The organism is Brevibacillus parabrevis (assembly GCF_022701015.1).
In the GTDB taxonomy this organism is placed as follows: Bacteria; Bacillota; Bacilli; order Brevibacillales; family Brevibacillaceae; genus Brevibacillus; species Brevibacillus parabrevis.
In genome coordinates, this window is the sequence record NZ_CP064090.1 from 5,448,396 (window position 1) to 5,467,033 (window position 18,638).

Genomic DNA, 18,638 nt, shown 5'->3' on the forward strand with positions numbered 1-18,638 from the left:
CAGCGTATGATTTACCAAAACTCGCTCAGGAACGCAGTATCGGATCAAGCTAACGTTGGTCGAGGAAACAGAAAAAACAAGCGGCAGAACTTTCGGACTCCCACCCAACTGGAGGAGAAAAAGGAAACCGGCTTTTCAGCAGCACGTGATTACGCTTCTTCGAGCACGCTGCTTTTGACGCGGTTTTCCTTTTTTGCCATAGGCGGACCAGTCCATGCTTCCCCGCAAGAGTCCAGGTGCCCTAAAGCAATTTCTCCTGTTTCCTCCCTCCACTACAGCACCGATCCCCCCAACGCACCAAAAAAGGCACCCACACCAAACCAGCCTGTGGATGCCCTTACTCTTCTGCCCCAACCTAAATATACAACATCGGATGAAGCTTCCCCTGAATCAACTGAGCACGCTGCTCGTAAAACCGGAGAAACTGATCCGCATCCCACGTTTGCTCATCTCTTGGAATCAGATGCTGGTTGATGTAAAACGTTTTGTTCGTGACATGATTGTCAATCCATTCCTTCAACGGCTTCGCGTTTTTCACTCCGCGGTTTGTGCCGTAATCGAGGAGCTGATAGTTGAAGACGCTGTTGACCTGGTCCAGCGAATACCCTTTGCTCACAAGAATCGAGTACGGGTGGATGTGGTCCATGTCCTGTTTTCTTGTGACAGGTTCACGGTCGTAGATCAAATAGAACAAAAAGTTGCTGTCAAACTGGTTGCTGATGCTGGATTCCTCGAGATTCCGCGTAAACCAGAGCGGGTGGCTGGTGTAGATGGAAAACAGGCGCTGCGTCGGAAAAGGCGCATTTTTGTGCTGCTTCATTTCCTCCAATATTTTTCGAATCCCCGTTTTATACGGAATCCATCCGGAGCCTCGGCTGAATACCCCGTTCAGCAGCGACCAGTACATCCATTCATAAATACTTGCGAAGTCCTCGTTGCTCGTATCGAATGTATCGAACAGATTTTCCAGCCTGTCCGTCGGCACATCCGTTTTGTGAAAAATATGATACGCGATGAAGTAGAGCGGGATAAAGGAACGGTTCCCTTCCCGGTAGTAGTTGAGCAGCTTGGCGGACTGCAAAAACTTCCGCAACGATTTTAACGTTTCAAGGATGCGCGCCCGATTTTCGATGGCGAATGTCGCGTCTGCTTCCTCGATATCGGTCATTTCCTTTTTGTGATTGTCGTTCAGCAAAAAGACGAGCTTGATCAAAACTTCTTGCGTCAATCCGATGTCTTGATAATCTTTCAGCGTGGACTCCAGAAATTCTTCCATTTTCCACTCGAACCCTTTCAGGATCGACGCCACCAAATCAAAGGAAGACAGCTTTGTCCCGCCGTCGTTCAGCCTTCTGAACAACTCGACGATCCGCTGGCGATTGGAGTTTTCGTTCAGCGAACGGTTGATGCGCACTTTCGAGAGGCCAATGCTTTCGTTATTAAAAATGCTGCGGTAAAAGCGGGCGATGTTTTTGCGAACGTAGTCCTTCTCAAGCGCTTCCGTGATCGCAAAGTTCTGGATGATTTCATCCGCTACTTGATCCTCGTCGTTTGTCTGTTTCAAGGAGCGGTACAGTTTGCTGACCGAATACCACTTGTACGTCTTCAATTCGCACTCTTCTTTATCCGTCGCCTGCTTGGGCAGCTTGTCGCTGTCTTTTTCGAACTTGAAGTAAAATACGAGATTTTTAAAGTCGCTAAACAAGTCGAAATACAAAATTTTTCCGTTAAAGCTTCCCAGCAATCCGAGGTAAAACGATTGGAGTCTTTGCTGACCGTCGATGATGAACAGGTGATCCTTTGAATTGGTTTCATCGTAGATCGAGCTGATGGCCTGACCGTCCTTCGTAAAATGCCTATAGGCAAAGAGCGGCTTGTTGCCCTCTTCTTCCTCGATCGCCATAATCCCGCCGAACGAGTTTCCCTTGAGCAACGTGTCAAACAGCAATTCCATTTTCTCTTCTTCCCAGACGAGCCTGCGCTGGATGACAGGCAGTACCAGGGTGTTGTCGTGGATACGCGTAACGATTTCGGATACTTTTTTGGTTTCCCAGTTAGCCATGTGCCATCGGACTCCTTTTTCCAAAAAGCGGGATTCAATATTCGTCTTTTCCTTTCATCTTAGTTAAAATGACCACGATTTTCCACAACCTTTTGCCATTTCAAAAGGTTTCTTGCCACCGCGGCGGAATAATCAAGCCAACTCCCACCATCACCATAAACATATTCACCATCAAAACGCCAAGCACGGCTGGCAGATGACCTTTGCGCAACATAAAAAAGCCCCCTTATCCATTTTTTGGACAGGAGGCGAAAATTCCACGCGCAAATAAACAGGCACACTTTTCCCAGAGAAAAAGTCAAATGCCCTATCATTACGAGCAAAAGCCAACACCTATCCTGTCCAAAAAAATTCGTCATTTTCATACGAGTTTTTCCTGGAAATCGGATTAGGAGATCATCGGCTTTCGGTCACCCTTTCATTTTTCGATAGGGCAAGCGTAACAAAGCCTGAAAAATAAGCAAATATTTTTTAGGCAAACACGATCGTCTTGTTGCCGTACACGATGACTTTGTCCTCCACGTGCCAGGAGATCGCCTGGGCCAAAACGTTTCGCTCGACGTGGCGGCCTGCCACTTTCAAATCTTCTTCCGTATAGCGATGGTTGACGCGAATCACGTCTTGTTCGATGATCGGGCCTTCATCCAGATCGTTCGTGACGTAGTGCGCCGTTGCCCCGATCAGCTTCACCCCGCGCATGAAGGCGCGCTTGTACGGATTCGCCCCGATAAAGGCGGGCAGGAAGGAATGGTGAATGTTGATAATCTGATTGGGAAAATGGGTAATAAAGCGCGGAGACAAAATCTGCATGTACCGGGCCAAAACGATGAAGTCGACATTGCCCTGCAACAGCTCAAGCGCCTTGCGCTCTGCCTCTTCCTTGCTCTGGGTCGCAAGCGATATGTGATGGAACGGAATGCCGTACGCTTCCACCGTCTCTTTCGCATCCGGATGATTGCTGATGACCATGGGAATATCGACGAGAATTTCCTGCGATTTGACTCGCCAGAGCAGCTCGACAAGGCAATGATCCATTTTGGAGACGAAAATCGCCATGCGTTTTCTTTGGCTTTCCTTGCTGAGCCGCCAGTCCATCGGGTAATCCTCGGCCATTTTGGCCAAGTCCTGCTCCAACTGTGAAAATGCCGTCGGAAGAGAGTCGAGGTCAAACAAAATGCGCATGAAAAACATCCCGTCGCGCGGGTCTGTCGTGTGTTGGTCGAACTGAACGATGTTCGCTTTGTAGCTGAGCAGCAGATTGGAAACGGCAGAGATGATGCCCAATCTCTCCGGGCAAGAAATCAAGAGGACGGCGCGGTTCTCATTTTTTGCAGGCTCGTGGTTCATATGTATGTTCCTCCCATTCTGGATGCTTTTCCCTCTTCATAGACATAGACTGTCCAAAACCGTTGGAAAAGCTGCGATCAGCTTTCATGGCATGGACAAACAAACAAGCAAGCTCCCGCCCTGTCAAGCAACAGGCGCGGGAGTCGCGTTTATTTGGCAATCGTCGCTTGCGCCACCTGCTCATGCGCATGGTAGGAGCTGCGGACGAGCGGCCCTGATTCCACATGGGCAAAGCCCAGCTTCATTCCCAGTTCCTTAAATTCGCGAAACTCATCCGGCGTGTAGTATTTCAGGACGGGCAAATGCTTTTTCGTCGGCTGCAAATACTGCCCGAGCGTCATAATATCGCAGTTGACGGCGCGCAAGTCGTGCATCGTCTGCACGATTTCCTCGTCCGTTTCCCCTACGCCAAGCATGATGCTGGACTTTGTTTTCTGCCCGGGCCGAAGCTTTTTCGCATTTTGCAAAAGCGTCAAGGAACGCGGATATTTCGCTCTCGCCCGCACCCGATCCGACAGGCGCTCGACTGTCTCGATGTTGTGGTTCAATATGTCCGGCTTTTCGGCCAAAACCGTCGCCAGCGCCTCCTCCGATCCGCCGAAGTCGGGAATCAATACTTCGATGCCTGTCAGCGGATTGCGCTCGCGAATCGCCCGGATCGTCTCCGCGAAAATCGAAGCTCCGCCGTCGCGCAGATCATCGCGCGCAACCGAGGTGACGACCACATGCTTCAAGCCCATTTTCGCTGTCGCAATCGCTACCTTTTGCGGCTCTTCCTGATCAAGCTCTGTTGGCAGGCCCGTTTTCACGGCGCAAAAGCGGCAGGCGCGCGTGCAGACGCTGCCCAAAATCATGAACGTCGCCGTGCGGTTGCTCCAGCATTCGTAGATGTTCGGGCATTTCGCTTCCTCGCATACGGTGTGCAGGTTGCCGCCGCGCATGATCGCTTTCAGCTCTTTCATCTGCTCATTCGTATGCAGCTTGATTTTCAGCCATTCCGGTTTTCGCTCAGACGAGGGCACCTTCATTGACTTGGCTCCCCTCTGCTTTCCGCACAGCGTTTTCCTCTGCCGGCTTCCGATAGCGCAATACGGGCTTGCGCGCCGCCGTCACCTCATCCAGACGCGAGACAATCGTCGTGTGCGGAGCTTCCTGCACGATCGTCGGATTTTCCTCCACTTCTTTCGCAATCGCAATCATGGCGTCGATGAACTGATCCAGCGTCTCTTTCGACTCCGTCTCGGTCGGCTCGATCATCATGCACTCATCCACGATCAGCGGGAAGTAAATCGTCGGCGGGTGATAGCCGAAATCAAGCAGACGTTTGGCAATGTCCAGCGTGCGCACGCCCAATTTCTTTTGTTTGCGCCCGGACAGGACAAATTCATGCTTGCAAATGCGGTCGTAAGGAAGATCGTAGTACGGCGCCAGCTTGCGCATCATGTAGTTCGCATTCAACACGGCTTCCTGGGAGACGCGCAGCAACCCTTCCGGCCCGTTGGCGCGAATGTAGACGAACGAGCGCAGCAAAATCCCGAAGTTGCCGTAAAACGCTTTGACCCGTCCGATCGATTGCGGAATATCGTAGTCGAGGCGATACGTGTCGCCCTCCTTGACCACCTGCGGACGCGGCAAAAACGGCATCAGCTCTTTTTTGCAGCCGATTGGGCCAGCGCCTGGACCGCCGCCGCCATGCGGCCCGGTAAACGTCTTGTGCAAGTTCAGATGCACCACATCGAAGCCCATGTCTCCCGGACGAGCGATGCCCATGATCGCGTTCGCATTCGCTCCATCGTAGTACAGCAAGCCGCCCGCCTCGTGGACGATCTCGGCAATCTCCTGGATGCTTTCCTCAAACAAGCCGAGCGTGCTCGGATTCGTCAGCATCAGTGCAGCCGTGTCTGCTCCCACGACTTTGCGCAGCTCCTCCAGGTTGACGTTGCCCTGTTCGTCAGAAGAAATCGTGACCGTCTCCAAACCAGCGACTGCCGCGCTCGCCGGATTCGTCCCGTGCGCCGTGTCAGGCACGATCACTTTCGTCCGTTTTTCCCCGCGGCTCTCGTGGTAAGCGCGAATCATCATCAGCGCCGCCCATTCGCCCTGTGCTCCCGCCGCAGGCTGCAAGCTGACCGCATCCATCCCGGTAATTTCCGAAAGCTCCGCTTGCAGGTCGTACAATACCCGCAAAGCGCCCTGCATCGTTTCCTCCGCCTGGTACGGATGAATTTTGGCAAAGCCGGGGTAGCGAACGACATCTTCATTGATTTTCGGATTGTACTTCATCGTGCATGAGCCGAGCGGATAAAAGCCGGAGTCAATCCCGTGGTTGCGGTTGGACAGCCCGGTGTAGTGACGCATCAAGTCCAGCTCGGAAACTTCCGGCAGCTCCGCAGGCTGCTTGCGCAAATACTGTGCGGGGAAAACTGCGTCCAGCTCCACCTCTGGCACATCGCTCTCAGGCAGGCTGTAAGCGACGCGACCCGGCTTGCTCATTTCGAAAATCAGCTCTTTTTCCTTGTTAGTTTGCACGGCCAATCTCCCCCAATCCTTGGACAAGTGCGTCGATTTCTTCTTTGGTGCGTGCTTCCGTCACAGCCAAAAGCATGTGGTTGGCCAGCTCAGGGTAATCCCGCCCGAGGTCGTAGCCCCCGACGATCTTTTTCCTCAACAGCTCGCGGTTGACTTCGCCTACGCTTTTCGGCACCTTGAGCACAAATTCGTTGAAAACAGGGCTGTGGTAAACGAGCTGGCAATTGTCCAGCTTCGCCAGCTCGCGCAGCGCATACTGGGTCTTCTGCACGTTCAGCCGGGCCATTTCCTGCACGCCGCGTTTGCCGAGGGCGGTCATGGCGACAGAGGCAGCCAGAGCGTTCAGCGCCTGGTTCGAGCAAATATTGGACGTCGCCTTCTCCCGGCGAATGTGCTGCTCGCGCGCTTGCAGCGTAAGCACGAATCCGCGGCGTCCTTCCTGGTCAACGGTCTGGCCGACGATTCTTCCCGGGATTTTGCGCATGAGCTTTTCCTTGACGGCAAAATAACCGCAAGATGGCCCGCCAAGCTGCATCGGGATGCCAAAAGGCTGCGCTTCGCCGACGACGATATCGGCGTTGTACACTCCCGGCGGCTGCAACACACCGAGGGCCAGCGGATTGGCACTGACGACAAACAGCGACTTGTGCTGATGCGCGATTTTCTCAAGCGAAGCCAAATCTTCGACTGCCCCGAAAAAGTTCGGGTACTGCACCATGACCGCTGCCGTCTGTTCGTTTACCGCTTGCTCCAACGCTTCCAGGTCAGTCACGCCGCCCTTGCAGCCAATCTCGATCACTTCATAGCCTTGAGCCTTGGCATTGACCCCGAGAATTTCACGCGCTTCCGGATGTACCGCTTTCGACACGATGACATTTTTTCCGGCAACGCCGCCGACAGCCAAATTCGCCGCTTCCGCCAACGCCGTCGGCCCGTCGTACATCGACGAGTTCGCTACTTCCATCCCGGTCAGCTCGCAAATCATCGTCTGAAATTCAAAAATCGCCTGAAGCTCTCCCTGACTGATTTCCGGCTGGTACGGCGTGTAAGCCGTGTAAAACTCCGAACGGGAAATCACGTGGTTCACGGTGCTGGGAATGTAATGGTCGTAGATGCCCGCTCCGAGAAAATAGGCGTATTCGCTGCTGTCGACATTTTGTCTCGCCAGCTTGGTAAAATGCCGCACGGTTTCCAGCTCGGACAGCGCAGTCGGAATTTGCAGGCTGCCTTGAAAGCGGATCGCTTCCGGGATGTCCGCAAACAGTTCCTCTACGCTAGACAGACCGAGAAACGACAGCATCTCTTGCTTGTCTTCCGTTGTCATTGGCAAGTATCGATAGTTCACACTTATCCCTCCAAGGCAAAATCTGCATATTGTTCCGCAGAAAGCAGCTCGGACAGTTCATCCGGATTGCTGATTTCCACGACGATCATCCAGCCGCCGCTATAAGCATCGCTGTTGATGACTTCCGGGCTGTCTTCCAGCTCGCTGTTCACTTCCACCACTTTGCCGCTCACTGGCGAAAACAGGTCCGATACCGCTTTGACCGACTCGACCGAGCCCATGCTTTGATTCGCGACAACTTCGGCACCCACTTGCGGCAGCTCTACAAATACGAGATCCCCGAGCTGGTTTTGCGCAAAATCGGTGATTCCCACGCGCACTCTCGTTTCGCTCAGCACCTCGACCCATTCGTGTTCCCTGCTGTACAACCAACCTTTGACGACTTTGCTCATGTCCTGATCTCCTTTGACTCGTTCGTATTCGGATTCATCCGTTTCCTGATTTTTTAGCGCTTGTAAAAAGGGGATTTGACCGTTACCGCCTCGACCCGCTTTCCGCGAATCTCCACAGCAAGCGGCGTGTCTACAGCCGCGTACTCTGCGCGGATCAGCGCCAGCCCCAAGTTTTTCTTCAATGTCGGGGATTGCGTGCCAGAGGTGATGTAGCCGATCGGCTCATCCTGCTCCCCTGCTTCTTGCGCAAACACAGGATAGCCTGTGCGCGGAATCCCTCTGCCGATCAGTTCGACGCCGACGAGCTTGCGCGGCACGCCTGCTGCTTTTTGCTTTTGCAGCGCCTCTTTGCCGATGAAGTCCTGTTCCTTTTGCAGCTTCACGGCAAAGCCGATCCCGGCTTCAAGCGGCGTGATGTCGGCCCCCAGCTCTTGCCCGTACAGAGGCAGTCTTGCTTCAAAACGCAGCGTGTCCCGCGCGCCCAGTCCGCACGGCAGCACGCCGTCTGCTTTGCCCTCCGCCAAAATTTTTTCCCAGAGAGAAGGCGCATCTGCCGCAGACACGTACAGCTCGAAGCCGTCTTCTCCGGTGTAGCCTGTGCGCGATACGAGCGCCTTGATGCCCGCGACATCCACGTCTTGCTGGAACCAGAAATAGCGGATTTGCGACAGGTCAGTTGCGGTCAACCGTTGCAGCACCTGCTCGGCAAGCGGGCCTTGAATCGCCAGTTGAGCCGTCGCGTCGCTCACATTTTCGACCGTGACCTCGCCTTTGGCATGCGAGACGATCCAGTCTACGTCTTTGTCGATGTTGGACGCGTTGATCACCAGCAAAAATTTTTGCTCGCCCTGCTTGTAGACAAGCAGATCGTCCACTGTGCCGCCATCCGGGTAGCACATCGCCGCGTACAGCGCCTGATTCGTTTGCAGCGTCGTCACGTCGTTCGTAATCAGCGACTGGACAAACGCGCTGGCGTCAGGGCCTTCAATCATGACCTCACCCATATGGGACACATCGAACAGTCCTGCCTTCGTCCGTACCGTGTGATGCTCTTCGATAATACTGCTGAACTGCACAGGCAACTCCCAGCCGCCAAAGTCGATTACCTTGGCGCCGTGCTGGGCGTAGAGCGGGTAGAGCGGCGTTCGTTTCAAAGCTTGAGCTTGCATCCAGCCTCATCCCTTCGTCTTCATTTCATGATTCTCTCTTTGACCGCCTCTCCGGTTGGCGTCACGGCAAGTCCGCCGAGAGCCGTCTCGCGGTAGGCGCGGGGCATTTTTTTTCCGATCTCGTACATCGCTCCGATCACTTCATCGCACGGAATCTGGCTTTCGATGCCAGCCAGCGCGATATCGGCTGCGGAAAAGGCGATGGAAGAACCGATCACGTTGCGCTTGATGCACGGCACTTCCACCAAGCCTGCAACCGGATCGCAGACAAGCCCGAGCAACGATTTCAAGGCGATGGCAGCCGCATGAACCGCCTGGCGCGGCGTCCCTTGCTTGATCTCGACGAGCGCGGCAGCAGCCATCGCTGTTGCAGATCCAACTTCTGCCTGGCAGCCTCCCGCAGCACCCGAAATAAACGCGCGGTTGGCGATCACATAGCCGATGGCGCTTGCCGTGAACAGCCCCATCACCAGATGCTCAAACGTATATTTTTGATTTTCGTGCAGCGAAAACAGGCAGCCGGGCAAGATTCCTGCCGAGCCCGCTGTTGGCGTCGCGACGATGATTCCCATGCGGGCGTTCATTTCCGAGGTGGCAAAAGCGAACTTCATCGCATCCCCGACAATCGGCCCTGTCAGCTGCTCCCCTTTTTCCAGGTAGCGCTCCAGCTTGTAGGCATCGCCGCCCGAGATGCCGCTTGGGGCGAGGGACTGATCGGACACTCCCTGATCGATCGCCTCTTTCATCCGGACGAGCCGCAGCTTCATCGTTTCCACAATCTCCTGCTCCGACCGCCCGCTTTTCGCGCTCTCGCGGGCCACCATCACTTCTGCTATGCTCCTGTTGGTCGATTCACAGAGAGCGAGCAGCTCTGTCATTGAAGTAAAGTCCATGCTATGCTCCCCCTACCGCAGCCTCGCAGCGTGTATTGTGCCAAAGCTTGTTGCGCAAGTCATCCAGATCGTACGGCGCGTTCAACGGAATATCGACAGCGAACTCGTTCACGTAAAACACTTTCGAGATGCCGCCGCCGAGCGAGACGCCGCCGATGACGGCGATATCGCGTGCTGTGCGGGCCTGGATCATGACGGTATTGGGATGATCGTAGTACGGGCAGTCGCCCCGCTTTTCGAATACGACCTGCAGCCCTTTCGCCGCTGCCAGCTCCAGCGCTACGCGTATCCGGCTGTCATCCGTGTCCATCCCGAGCAAGCCGCCGACCACTGCCTTGTCTGTCCCGTGCCCTTTGTACGTTTCCGAAAAAGAGTCGTAAAACACAATCGTCGCTGACTCGATTTCGCCGCCGAGAAAATCGCGGACGAATTTTCCGATCGTGACGACTCCCGCTGTATGCGAGCTGGAAGGGCCAACCATGATCGGCCCGATAATATCAAAGCAGCTGTTGTATACCATCGTCGCTCCTCCTGCTTACCTCACTGCGAGCTGTTGATACAGCGGATACGATTCGCACAGCCCGCGAATTTCGCTTTTCACCCTGGCGGTCGTCGCTTCGCTGCCCTTTTCTTTGAGCACAGCGGCAATCGCCCGGCCAATCGTCTCCATATCCGCTTCCTTCATGCCGCGGGTCGTAATCGCAGCCGTGCCGATTCGCACGCCGCTCGTCACAAACGGACTTGCCGTATCGTACGGAATCGTGTTTTTGTTCACCGTAATGCCTGCCGCCTCCAGCAGATGCTCCGCTTCTTTGCCTGTCAAATCCCACGGCCGCACATCGAGCAAGACCAGATGGTTATCCGTTCCCCCGGACACGAGCGTCGCCCCTTCGCTTTTCAGCGTCTCCGCCAATGCCGCGGCGTTTTTCACCACTTGCTGCGCGTAGGTGACGAAGCTCGGCTGCAACGCTTCTTTGAAGGACACTGCCTTGGCGGCGATCACATGCATGAGCGGCCCGCCCTGGATGCCCGGGAAAATGGCTTTGTTGATCCCTTTGAAAATTTCTTCGTCGTTCGTCAGGATGATGCCGCCGCGCGGGCCGCGCAATGTTTTGTGCGTCGTACTCGTCGTGACATCTGCGTGTGGAACGGGCGAAGGATGCAAGCCTGCGGCGACCAGTCCGGCGATGTGCGCCATGTCCACCATCAGCTTGGCTCCGACTTTGTCCGCGATTTCCTTGAACCGGGCGAAATCGATCTGGCGCGGATAAGCGCTCGCTCCGGCAATCAGCAGCTTCGGCCGTTCGCGCAATGCAACAGCCTCGACTTCTTCATAGTCGATCCGGTGCGTATCTTCGCGCACGCCGTAAGCGACGACATTGAACCATTTTCCCGACAGGCTGACAGGGCTGCCGTGCGTCAAATGCCCGCCGTGGGACAAATTCATCCCCATGATCGTATCGCCGGGCGAAAGCAGGGAGAAAAAGACGGCCGTATTCGCCTGCGCCCCGGAGTGCGGCTGCACGTTCGCGTACGTTGCGCCAAACAAGCTGCTCACCCGTTCGATCGCCAAACGCTCGACGACATCGACATGCTCGCAGCCCCCGTAGTACCGTTTTCCCGGGTAGCCCTCCGCGTATTTGTTAGTCAGTACGGACCCCATCGCCTGCATCACTTCTTCGCTGACGAAGTTCTCGGAAGCAATCAGCTCCAATGTTTGATGCTGCCGCTGCCGCTCGTCTTCCATCGCCGCAAAAATTTCTTGATCGCGCTCCTGCAAACTCACGATATCTCCCCCGTTTCAACTTTTGCTCGCTACCTTTCCCAAGCGTACGAACGCGAAAAAAGGACAATGGAAAGATAGACTCCTTTTTCGGAAAAAATCTACCTTTCCTCTGTCCTTTTTACCTGAGAGTTTGGCTTCGGTTCGCGAAGCTTTCCCCTTGGGTGGCTTGTGCAGCGCTCTCCAGAGGTGCGTCCAATCGTGGTACTCTTTACCTGAGAGATTAATCCCAAGGGTTTTTGGGACTTGCTCCTTCGGTGCCAGCCAGTGCGGCCAGTCTCTCCCACGATCATCATCCGCCGATATGCAGTTATTTGTTCAGTTGATGAATGCCGTGCCCGAGCGCTCCTTCTGCCGCTTCCATGATGATTTCTCCCAGGCTCGGATGGGCGTGGATCGTCTCGGCAATATCTGTCAGCGTATGCCCTTTTTCAATCGCCAGGGCAACCTCGCCGATCAGATTGGACGCTTCCGGCCCGATAATCTGCGCTCCCAGCAGCAGCCCCGTCTCCTTGTCGCCCACGAGCTTCACGAAGCCTTCCCCGACGTTCAGAGACAGTGCCCGCCCATTCGCGGCATAAGGGAACTTGCCAACTGCCACCTCGTGTCCGCGCTCTTTGGCTTCCGACTCGGTCAGTCCCACACTGGCAATCTCCGGATCGGAGAACACGACAGCGGGAATCTTTTTGTCGGTGAGCTTGCTGTCTTTGCCAGCGATGGCTTCCGCCGCGATTTTGCCTTCGTACGACGCTTTGTGGGCAAGAGCCGGGCCTTCCACCAGATCGCCGATCGCATACAGGTGCGGAATGCTCGTTTGGCACTGTTGGTCGATCTGGATGAAGCCGCGCTCTGTCAGCTTGACAGCGAGCTTTTCCAATCCCAGCCCCTCGATGTTCGGCCGTCTGCCAACCGTAACGAGCACATAGTCGGCGGTCGCCTGACGCTCTTCGCCTTTTTCCGCATAGGTGACGCTGACCTGTTCGGCTGTTTGTTCCGCCCCTTTGGCCAGCGCTTCGGTGTGCACTTCCACGCCGAGCTTTTTCAGCTTCCTCGCCACCAGACGCGACAGCTCTTTTTCAAAGCCGGGCAAGATCGAGTCCGAGCCTTCCAAAATCGTCACCTTCGTGCCCAGCTTGGCAAATGTCTGCCCCAGCTCGATCCCGATATACCCGCCGCCAATGACCAGCAAGCTTTTCGGCAATTCTTCAAGCGCCAGCAGTTCTGTCGAGGAAAGAATGCGGCCCGCGAATGGAAAGGCTTTCAATTCGATCGGACGCGAGCCTGTCGCGAGAATCGCTTGCCGGAATTGCACCTGTATGCAGTCGTCGCCATTTTTCACCTCAACCAGCTGCTCGCCGACTAGCCGCGCTTCCCCGCTGATTCTTTTGATCTTGTTGCCTTTGAGCAGCGAGCTTACGCCTCCGGTCAATTTGTCGACCACGCTGCGCTTCCATGCCTGGACCTTGGCGAAATCGACGCTCACTTCTGCTGCCTGCAAGCCGATGCTCGCGGATTGCGTCATCGCTTCGTATTGATGCGCCGCCGAGATCAGCGCCTTGGAAGGAATGCAGCCGCGGTTCAAACATACGCCGCCGACCGTATCTTTTTCCACAATCGCGACCTGCTTGCCGAGCTGAGCCGCCCGGATCGCGGCTACGTAGCCCCCCGGCCCCGCTCCGATCACGAGAACATCCACCTGCTCTACTGTTCCGTTCGTTGTCATTTGTTCTCTCCACCTGTTTTTCTTTTTCTGTGTAAGGCGTCTCCCGCGGTTTTACCCCGCAGGAAGAGGCGCCTGCGCCTGCTTGCAGTCGGCCAACTGCTGCTCGTGCTGTTCTGCCTGTTTCCGTTGTCAACCGCGACGAACAGCGAGCCGATCCGCAAAAGCTTCTTCCGGGCTGGACAAGGCGAAGCCCAGGAAAGGGTCGTAGTCCAGGGTAAGCACATCCCCGAGATGCCGTTTGGTCAACCGATCCATGCAGACCGGAATCCCGTTTTCGTACACGAGCGTGTCGTTTTTGCGCAACTCATCTACTCCGAGCTGGACAAAAAATCCGCAACCGCAGTCGCCGGAGATCACCACGTCAATCCTGAGCGCGGTATCCTGCGGAAAATTCAGTTTTTTCAGCTCTGCTTGAGCCGCTTTCTTGATCGTAAGCTCCATTTTCGTGATCGCCTGCTCCTTTCCCATCGCGCCACCTTTCACTCGTATCCGTTTCGTTTGGCCGAAATGCAAGCGTCTGCGCCCGCTTTTGTGCAACTCGACGCGACGTTTCATTCAGCAAAAAAGGACAGAGGAAAGATAGAGTGACGAATACTCTACCTTTCCTCTGTCCTTTTTACCTGAGAGTTTAACTTCGGCAATCAATCGGTTCCGAAGTATTCCCCTTGGGTGGCTTGTGCAGCGCTCTCCAGAGGTGCGTCCGATTGTAGTATCTGGTACCTGAGAGATTAATCCCAAGGGTTTTATGGGACTTGCTCCTTCGGTGCTAAACGCGTCGTTTAGTCTCTCCTACAATCATCATCCGCCGCTATTCACTTGTTGGCTAACATTGACATTAGTAAATCACACTCCTTCTGCCGATGTCAATTCTGAAAAAAATTATTATTCAGGTAAACTTATTCGATTTGCGGCGGGCCGCCATGACGACTGGCATCGCGAACAGGCCAAAAGCGGTAACGCCTGCTTTTGGCCTGTTGATCCACCCTATTTTTTACTGTTGCGAAATCGCAGCCTCATCCATGTACACGTATTCCCACAAATGTCCGTCCAGATCGATAAAGCTCCAACTGTACATGAAGCCGTGGTCTACCGGGTCTTTAGCTGGCTTGGCTCCTGCTTCGTGCGCTTTGTTTACGATCTCGTCGACTTGCTCCCGGCTCTCGGCTGACAGCGCCACGATGACCTCGGTGCTCTGGGCCGTATCCGTCACGGGCTTGTTCGTGAACGATTGGAAAAACTCCTCCACCAAGAGCATCGCGTAAATATTTTCGCCAATCACCAGGCAAGCGGCATTTTGATCCGTAAATTGCGGGTTGAACTCATAGCCCAGCGCTGTAAAAAAATCAATCGACTTGTTCAAATCTTTCACGGGCAAATTGACAAAAATTTGTTTTGATTGCAGTGCCATTGCGTATCCCTCTTTTCGATAAGTGTTGTGATTGATTAAATCGTACCATCTCTTGGGATACGATGCTTCTTATGGATTGCTAATTACGCCAACTGATTCGCCCCTCCTAAGAAACCTCCGCCGCAAAAACACTCAACTCGCGCACAACAGCCTCATCGACTTCCACGCCAAGCCCCGGACGATCTGCGAGCAGCAAGCGATCCTGCTCGTAGCGAAGCTGTCCGAAGTCGCGGGAGAACATGAGCGGCCCCACCATTTCGTTGGAAAAGATCATCCCTTTTGCCAAAGACAGATGCGCCCCGGCGGCGGTGGCCACGGCTGATTCGACCATCGAGCCAACCTGACATCCCATCCCCGCCATCTCTGCCTGCGCGACCAGCTTGAGCGCCGGATACAGGCCGCCGCACTTCATCAGCTTGATGTTGATCAAATCGGCTGCCTGGCGGACGATGACTTCCCGCATTTCTTTGTCGCCGTGCAAGCCTTCGTCGACCATGACCGGAATGAACGTTTTTTGGCGAACCTCTGCCAAACCGATCAGATCGTCCGCCAAAACAGGCTGCTCAATCCAGTCGAGCTGGCAGTCCTCTACTTGCTTCAACACGCGCATCGTTGTCGCCACATTGCGCCAGCCCTGGTTCGCGTCCACGCGCAGCTGGACGTCCGGGCCAATTGCCTCGCGGACGGCGCGAATCCGTTTGACATCGACAGCCGGATCGCCGCCGACCTTGATCTTGATGCTCGAATATCCGTCTTGCAAAGCTTGCGCCGCCTGGCGAGCCATTTCTTCCGGCGGCAAAATGCTCACAACATAAGGCACCGTCAAAAAGTCGTGCGCTTTTCCGCCAAGCAAATTGTAGACAGGCTGTCCCGCGGCTTTGCCCATGAGATCGTAGCAGGCGATATCGATGGCCGCTTTTGCAGATGGCGCGCAATAGACAGCCTGCTCCATGATTCGGTGAACTTTTTCAATATCAAACGGGTTAGCCCCGAGGACGAGCGGCGCAATGTCTTTCACCAGCATCTCGTACGTGCTGGAAAATGTCTCGCCCGTCACGTGCGGGTCGGGCATGCCTTCGCCGTAACCGACAAGCCCCGTGTCCGTCGTCATTTTGACAATGATGCTCGGAAGCTTGTGAAACGCATCGTAGGCCACGATAAACGGCCGCACCAAAGGCAGCTCGGTCGCAAATACTTCAATCGCAACAATTTTCAACAGGAAACCCTCCATTGCTCACACATTTTTCTTAAAACGGTCCATAGTGCATCCAATTGGCGATGATGACCGCTACCAGCCCAATCCCGAACTGCGTCAAAATCAATGGCAAAATCCACTTCGCCCAACGAATCCACGGGATGCCCGCAAGCGCCAGCCCTGCCATGAAGTAACCCGAGGTCGGGAAAATAATGTTGCCGATTCCGTCTGCCAGCGAGAAAGACAGCACCGCCGTTTGCCGCGTCACTCCGACCAGATCAGCCAATGGCGCCATGATCGGCATGGTCAGCGCCGCTTGTCCGCTGCCCGAAGGTACGACGAAGTGAATCAACGCTTGCAAAATGTACATGCCAGCCGCGCTGAGCACAGGCGGAATTTCGTGCAGCATGCCTGACGCATGGAACAACAGCGTATCGATGACGTGTCCGTCGCCAAGCACGACCAGTGTCGCTCGCGACAACCCGATGATGAGAGCGCCCGTGAGCATCCCCGCCGCCCCTTTCATGAACGACTCGATCAACTGATCGGCAGACATGCGGGAAATGAGCGTAATTACGATGGCCAAAATGACGAACAAGGCAGAGATTTCGGTAATGTACCATTGGAATTGCAGGACGCCGTAAATCAAGGCGACGAAGTTAAGCAGGAAGCAGATCAGCACCCATTTGTGCGTTTGGGACAAAGGTTGGTCAGTTGTCGGTGCAATCTGCTCAAACGCTGCGACTCCTTCGCCGTAAAATCCGAGCGAGCGATCTTTTTTCACCTTCATCGCGTAGCGGTAAATGAAGCCAACCGATACGGCATACATGATCACGAACAAGATGATCCGGTAGCCAATGCCCGAGAAAATCGGCAGCTGGGCGATTCCTTGGGCAATCCCCACTGTAAACGGATTCATGATCGCCGTCGTAAAACCGATCGAGGCTCCTACCAGGACAATCGCGGTTCCCGTGATGACATCAAAGCCGAGCGAGACAGCAAGCGGCACCAAAATCGGGATGTAAGCCAGCGTCTCCTCCGCCATTCCGGTAAACGCCCCGGCAAAGGCGAAAAACAGCATCATGATCGGGATCAGCCACTTTTCCTTGTTCCCGAGCTTTTTGGACAGCGAGCGGATAAAAGCGTCGACAGCTCCTGTCGCAGTCAGCACGCCAAACGCTCCTCCGATGATCAAAACAAAGAAAATAATTTCTCCTGCGTCCACCATCCCCGTGTGGATCGCGCTAAACAGGGAAAAAACGGAGACGGGCGTCTGTTCAATCGCTTTGTACGACTGTGGATCGACGACGTTTCTGCCGTTCACTTCCACGCGGGCGTATTCTCCCGCCGGAACGACGTGGGTGAGAAACGTCGCGATGAGCAGCACGCCAAACAACAGCACGAAAACGTTGATTCCTCTCTTGCGTCTTGCTGCTTGTTCTTTGCTGTTTGGAAGCACTTCCAACTCCCCCTTTTTTTATTATTCTGTTTTTTTATCGTAGTCGATTTGATTCGGCATGAAAAATGAGGTTGTTCAATGATAACCATAAATAAATCCATACTTCGCCACACAAAAAAACGACCCCCGGAATCGCTTCCGAAAGTCGTATACCACGGCTTCATTCAAGCCCGAAAAGTCGGCCACACATCAAGCACCACGTCGACGAAACTGCTGACGGTGCTGTAATCGCGCTGGTCGCGCGGATAAATCAAGTAAGTCAAAAGCCTTTTCGGAAAGCGGTGCAGCACTTGCAGCGTTCCCTGCCTCACTTCTTTTTCAATCATGACGTCGCTGATCAAGGCAATCCCCGTCTGGGACATAACCGCCCGCTTGATCGCCTCTTCGCTGCCGCATTCGATCGTCCAGAGCGGTTTGCAGCCGATCTCTTCCAAACATTCGCGAATAACGCCTTCCAGATCGTACGTAATGAACGGATGCTCCGCAAAAAGCTCCTCGGCGCTGCGCGACTTGACCAGGAGCGGACTCGCTACCAGCACCAAATCTTCCTGATCGATCAAAATTTCCTCAATCCCCGGCCGATTGCACTTCCCGGCGACAATCCCGATATCCGCCCGGTTCGACTCCACCAGCTTGATCGTCTCCTTGCTGTTGTAACAGAGCAGCTTCATCTGCACTTGCGGATGCACCTTCACGTAAATGCTGAGCAGTTGCGACAAGTAATAGCTGCAATAAAACTCGGGCGCCGCGATGGTCAAATTGCCGTACGGCTTTTCCAGCCGCCGCAAGTCTTGTTCCAGCTCGTCCAGATTTTGAAACAGCTTGTCTGTATGCTTTTTCAACAGCTTGCCTGTCGGCGTCAAAAACGTCCTTTTTCCCACCCGGTTCAGCAAGGTATGGCCGATGTCTTGTTCCAGCGCCTGGATTTGCAGGCTGATCGTCGGTTGCGTATAGCGCAAAATTTCCGCAGCCTTGGTGAGATTCAAACATTCCGCAACGACGTGGAACGTCTTCAAGTGGCGCAGCTCCATCCCCATCACCCCAAAAGCTCAGTTAGACTTTCGTTTCGTTTTGTATTTGTCCATCGTAGAACATTTGCTGTGAACAGACAATACGAAAACCGCACCGAAAAGCCTGTCTCGCAGGAGGGCGAAAAGCCGCTTGGCGCTGACGGATACTGCTTCGTCATGGGGCGATGGCTCTTGGTGACGGAAAAAGCTTACGGGAGAATGTCTGAAAATGTTCAGGAATGAAGCAGCCCTGGCTCATTCGGGTACCCTATAATTTACTGTGATGATCTCCCCTGCCATAGACAGACCATATATGTACGATC

The 18,638-nt window shown here is 54.4% G+C and carries 18 protein-coding genes and 3 riboswitches; of the genes, 1 reads left to right on the forward strand and 17 read right to left on the reverse strand.

Going from position 1 to position 18,638, the window contains the following annotated elements; genetic code table 11:
- Window positions 1-355 precede the first annotated feature (355 nt).
- The 17 genes from IRJ17_RS25055 to IRJ17_RS25135 form a co-directional block, all read right to left on the reverse strand.
- Window positions 356-2,062, reverse strand: a complete 1,707-nt coding sequence (locus tag IRJ17_RS25055) for a GmrSD restriction endonuclease domain-containing protein (protein WP_242772235.1) — start codon at window positions 2,060-2,062, stop codon at window positions 356-358.
- 59 nt (window positions 2,063-2,121) lie between these two features.
- The gene (locus tag IRJ17_RS25060; RefSeq protein ID WP_242772238.1) at window positions 2,122-2,427 is read right to left on the reverse strand and encodes a hypothetical protein; all 306 of its coding nucleotides are present in this window, start codon (window positions 2,425-2,427) and stop codon (window positions 2,122-2,124) included.
- Between the two features lie 106 nt (window positions 2,428-2,533).
- The gene (purU, locus tag IRJ17_RS25065) at window positions 2,534-3,409 is read right to left on the reverse strand and encodes a formyltetrahydrofolate deformylase (RefSeq protein WP_122963020.1); all 876 of its coding nucleotides are present in this window, start codon (window positions 3,407-3,409) and stop codon (window positions 2,534-2,536) included.
- A 149-nt stretch (window positions 3,410-3,558) separates the two neighbouring features.
- On the reverse strand, window positions 3,559-4,437 hold the full coding sequence (gene lipA, locus IRJ17_RS25070; RefSeq protein WP_242772241.1) for a lipoyl synthase: 879 nt from the start codon (window positions 4,435-4,437) through the stop codon (window positions 3,559-3,561).
- The gene (gene gcvPB / locus IRJ17_RS25075; RefSeq protein WP_242775331.1) at window positions 4,418-5,902 is read right to left on the reverse strand and encodes an aminomethyl-transferring glycine dehydrogenase subunit GcvPB; all 1,485 of its coding nucleotides are present in this window, start codon (window positions 5,900-5,902) and stop codon (window positions 4,418-4,420) included. Before gcvPB ends, lipA begins: the two co-directional genes overlap by 20 nt.
- A 25-nt stretch (window positions 5,903-5,927) precedes the next feature.
- Window positions 5,928-7,262 (reverse strand): aminomethyl-transferring glycine dehydrogenase subunit GcvPA, encoded by a 1,335-nt coding sequence (gene gcvPA / locus IRJ17_RS25080; protein ID WP_423751971.1) that lies wholly within the window; start codon window positions 7,260-7,262, stop codon window positions 5,928-5,930.
- Between the two features lie 23 nt (window positions 7,263-7,285).
- On the reverse strand, window positions 7,286-7,675 hold the full coding sequence (gene gcvH, locus IRJ17_RS25085) for a glycine cleavage system protein GcvH (RefSeq protein ID WP_242772247.1): 390 nt from the start codon (window positions 7,673-7,675) through the stop codon (window positions 7,286-7,288).
- 53 nt (window positions 7,676-7,728) lie between these two features.
- Window positions 7,729-8,844 carry a glycine cleavage system aminomethyltransferase GcvT gene (gene gcvT, locus IRJ17_RS25090; protein ID WP_173598398.1) on the reverse strand — a complete coding sequence of 372 codons (1,116 nt, stop codon included), beginning with the start codon at window positions 8,842-8,844 and terminating at the stop codon, window positions 7,729-7,731.
- 20 nt (window positions 8,845-8,864) lie between these two features.
- Window positions 8,865-9,737, reverse strand: coding sequence for an L-serine ammonia-lyase, iron-sulfur-dependent, subunit alpha (gene sdaAA / locus IRJ17_RS25095; RefSeq protein ID WP_122963014.1), 873 nt, complete (start codon window positions 9,735-9,737; stop codon window positions 8,865-8,867).
- Between the two features lies 1 nt (window position 9,738).
- Window positions 9,739-10,257 carry a serine dehydratase beta chain gene (locus IRJ17_RS25100; RefSeq protein ID WP_122963013.1) on the reverse strand — a complete coding sequence of 173 codons (519 nt, stop codon included), beginning with the start codon at window positions 10,255-10,257 and terminating at the stop codon, window positions 9,739-9,741.
- Between the two features lie 15 nt (window positions 10,258-10,272).
- A complete protein-coding gene (glyA, locus tag IRJ17_RS25105; protein ID WP_122963012.1) occupies window positions 10,273-11,526 on the reverse strand; it encodes a serine hydroxymethyltransferase in 1,254 nt (417 codons plus the stop codon).
- Window positions 11,527-11,629: 103 nt separating this feature from the next.
- Window positions 11,630-11,710, reverse strand: a riboswitch (glycine riboswitch).
- A gap of 2 nt (window positions 11,711-11,712) precedes the next feature.
- A riboswitch (glycine riboswitch) is annotated at window positions 11,713-11,816 on the reverse strand.
- Between the two features lie 14 nt (window positions 11,817-11,830).
- Window positions 11,831-13,243, reverse strand: a complete 1,413-nt coding sequence (lpdA, locus tag IRJ17_RS25110; RefSeq protein ID WP_122963011.1) for a dihydrolipoyl dehydrogenase — start codon at window positions 13,241-13,243, stop codon at window positions 11,831-11,833.
- 129 nt (window positions 13,244-13,372) lie between these two features.
- Complete coding sequence (locus IRJ17_RS25115) at window positions 13,373-13,711, reverse strand: iron-sulfur cluster biosynthesis family protein (RefSeq protein ID WP_167470236.1); 339 nt, start codon at window positions 13,709-13,711, stop codon at window positions 13,373-13,375.
- 229 nt (window positions 13,712-13,940) lie between these two features.
- Window positions 13,941-14,045, reverse strand: a riboswitch (glycine riboswitch).
- A 189-nt stretch (window positions 14,046-14,234) separates the two neighbouring features.
- Window positions 14,235-14,651, reverse strand: coding sequence for a VOC family protein (locus IRJ17_RS25120; protein ID WP_122963009.1), 417 nt, complete (start codon window positions 14,649-14,651; stop codon window positions 14,235-14,237).
- Between the two features lie 106 nt (window positions 14,652-14,757).
- A complete protein-coding gene (locus tag IRJ17_RS25125; protein WP_173596134.1) occupies window positions 14,758-15,867 on the reverse strand; it encodes a mandelate racemase/muconate lactonizing enzyme family protein in 1,110 nt (369 codons plus the stop codon).
- A 31-nt stretch (window positions 15,868-15,898) separates the two neighbouring features.
- The gene (locus IRJ17_RS25130) at window positions 15,899-17,305 is read right to left on the reverse strand and encodes a YfcC family protein (protein WP_174769194.1); all 1,407 of its coding nucleotides are present in this window, start codon (window positions 17,303-17,305) and stop codon (window positions 15,899-15,901) included.
- A gap of 164 nt (window positions 17,306-17,469) precedes the next feature.
- Window positions 17,470-18,336 carry a LysR family transcriptional regulator gene (locus IRJ17_RS25135; protein ID WP_122963006.1) on the reverse strand — a complete coding sequence of 289 codons (867 nt, stop codon included), beginning with the start codon at window positions 18,334-18,336 and terminating at the stop codon, window positions 17,470-17,472.
- Between the two features lie 69 nt (window positions 18,337-18,405).
- On the opposite strand from IRJ17_RS25135, the gene IRJ17_RS25140 reads away from it, so the two are divergent.
- On the forward strand, window positions 18,406-18,558 hold the full coding sequence (locus IRJ17_RS25140; RefSeq protein WP_167470235.1) for a hypothetical protein: 153 nt from the start codon (window positions 18,406-18,408) through the stop codon (window positions 18,556-18,558).
- Window positions 18,559-18,638: the final 80 nt, after the last annotated feature.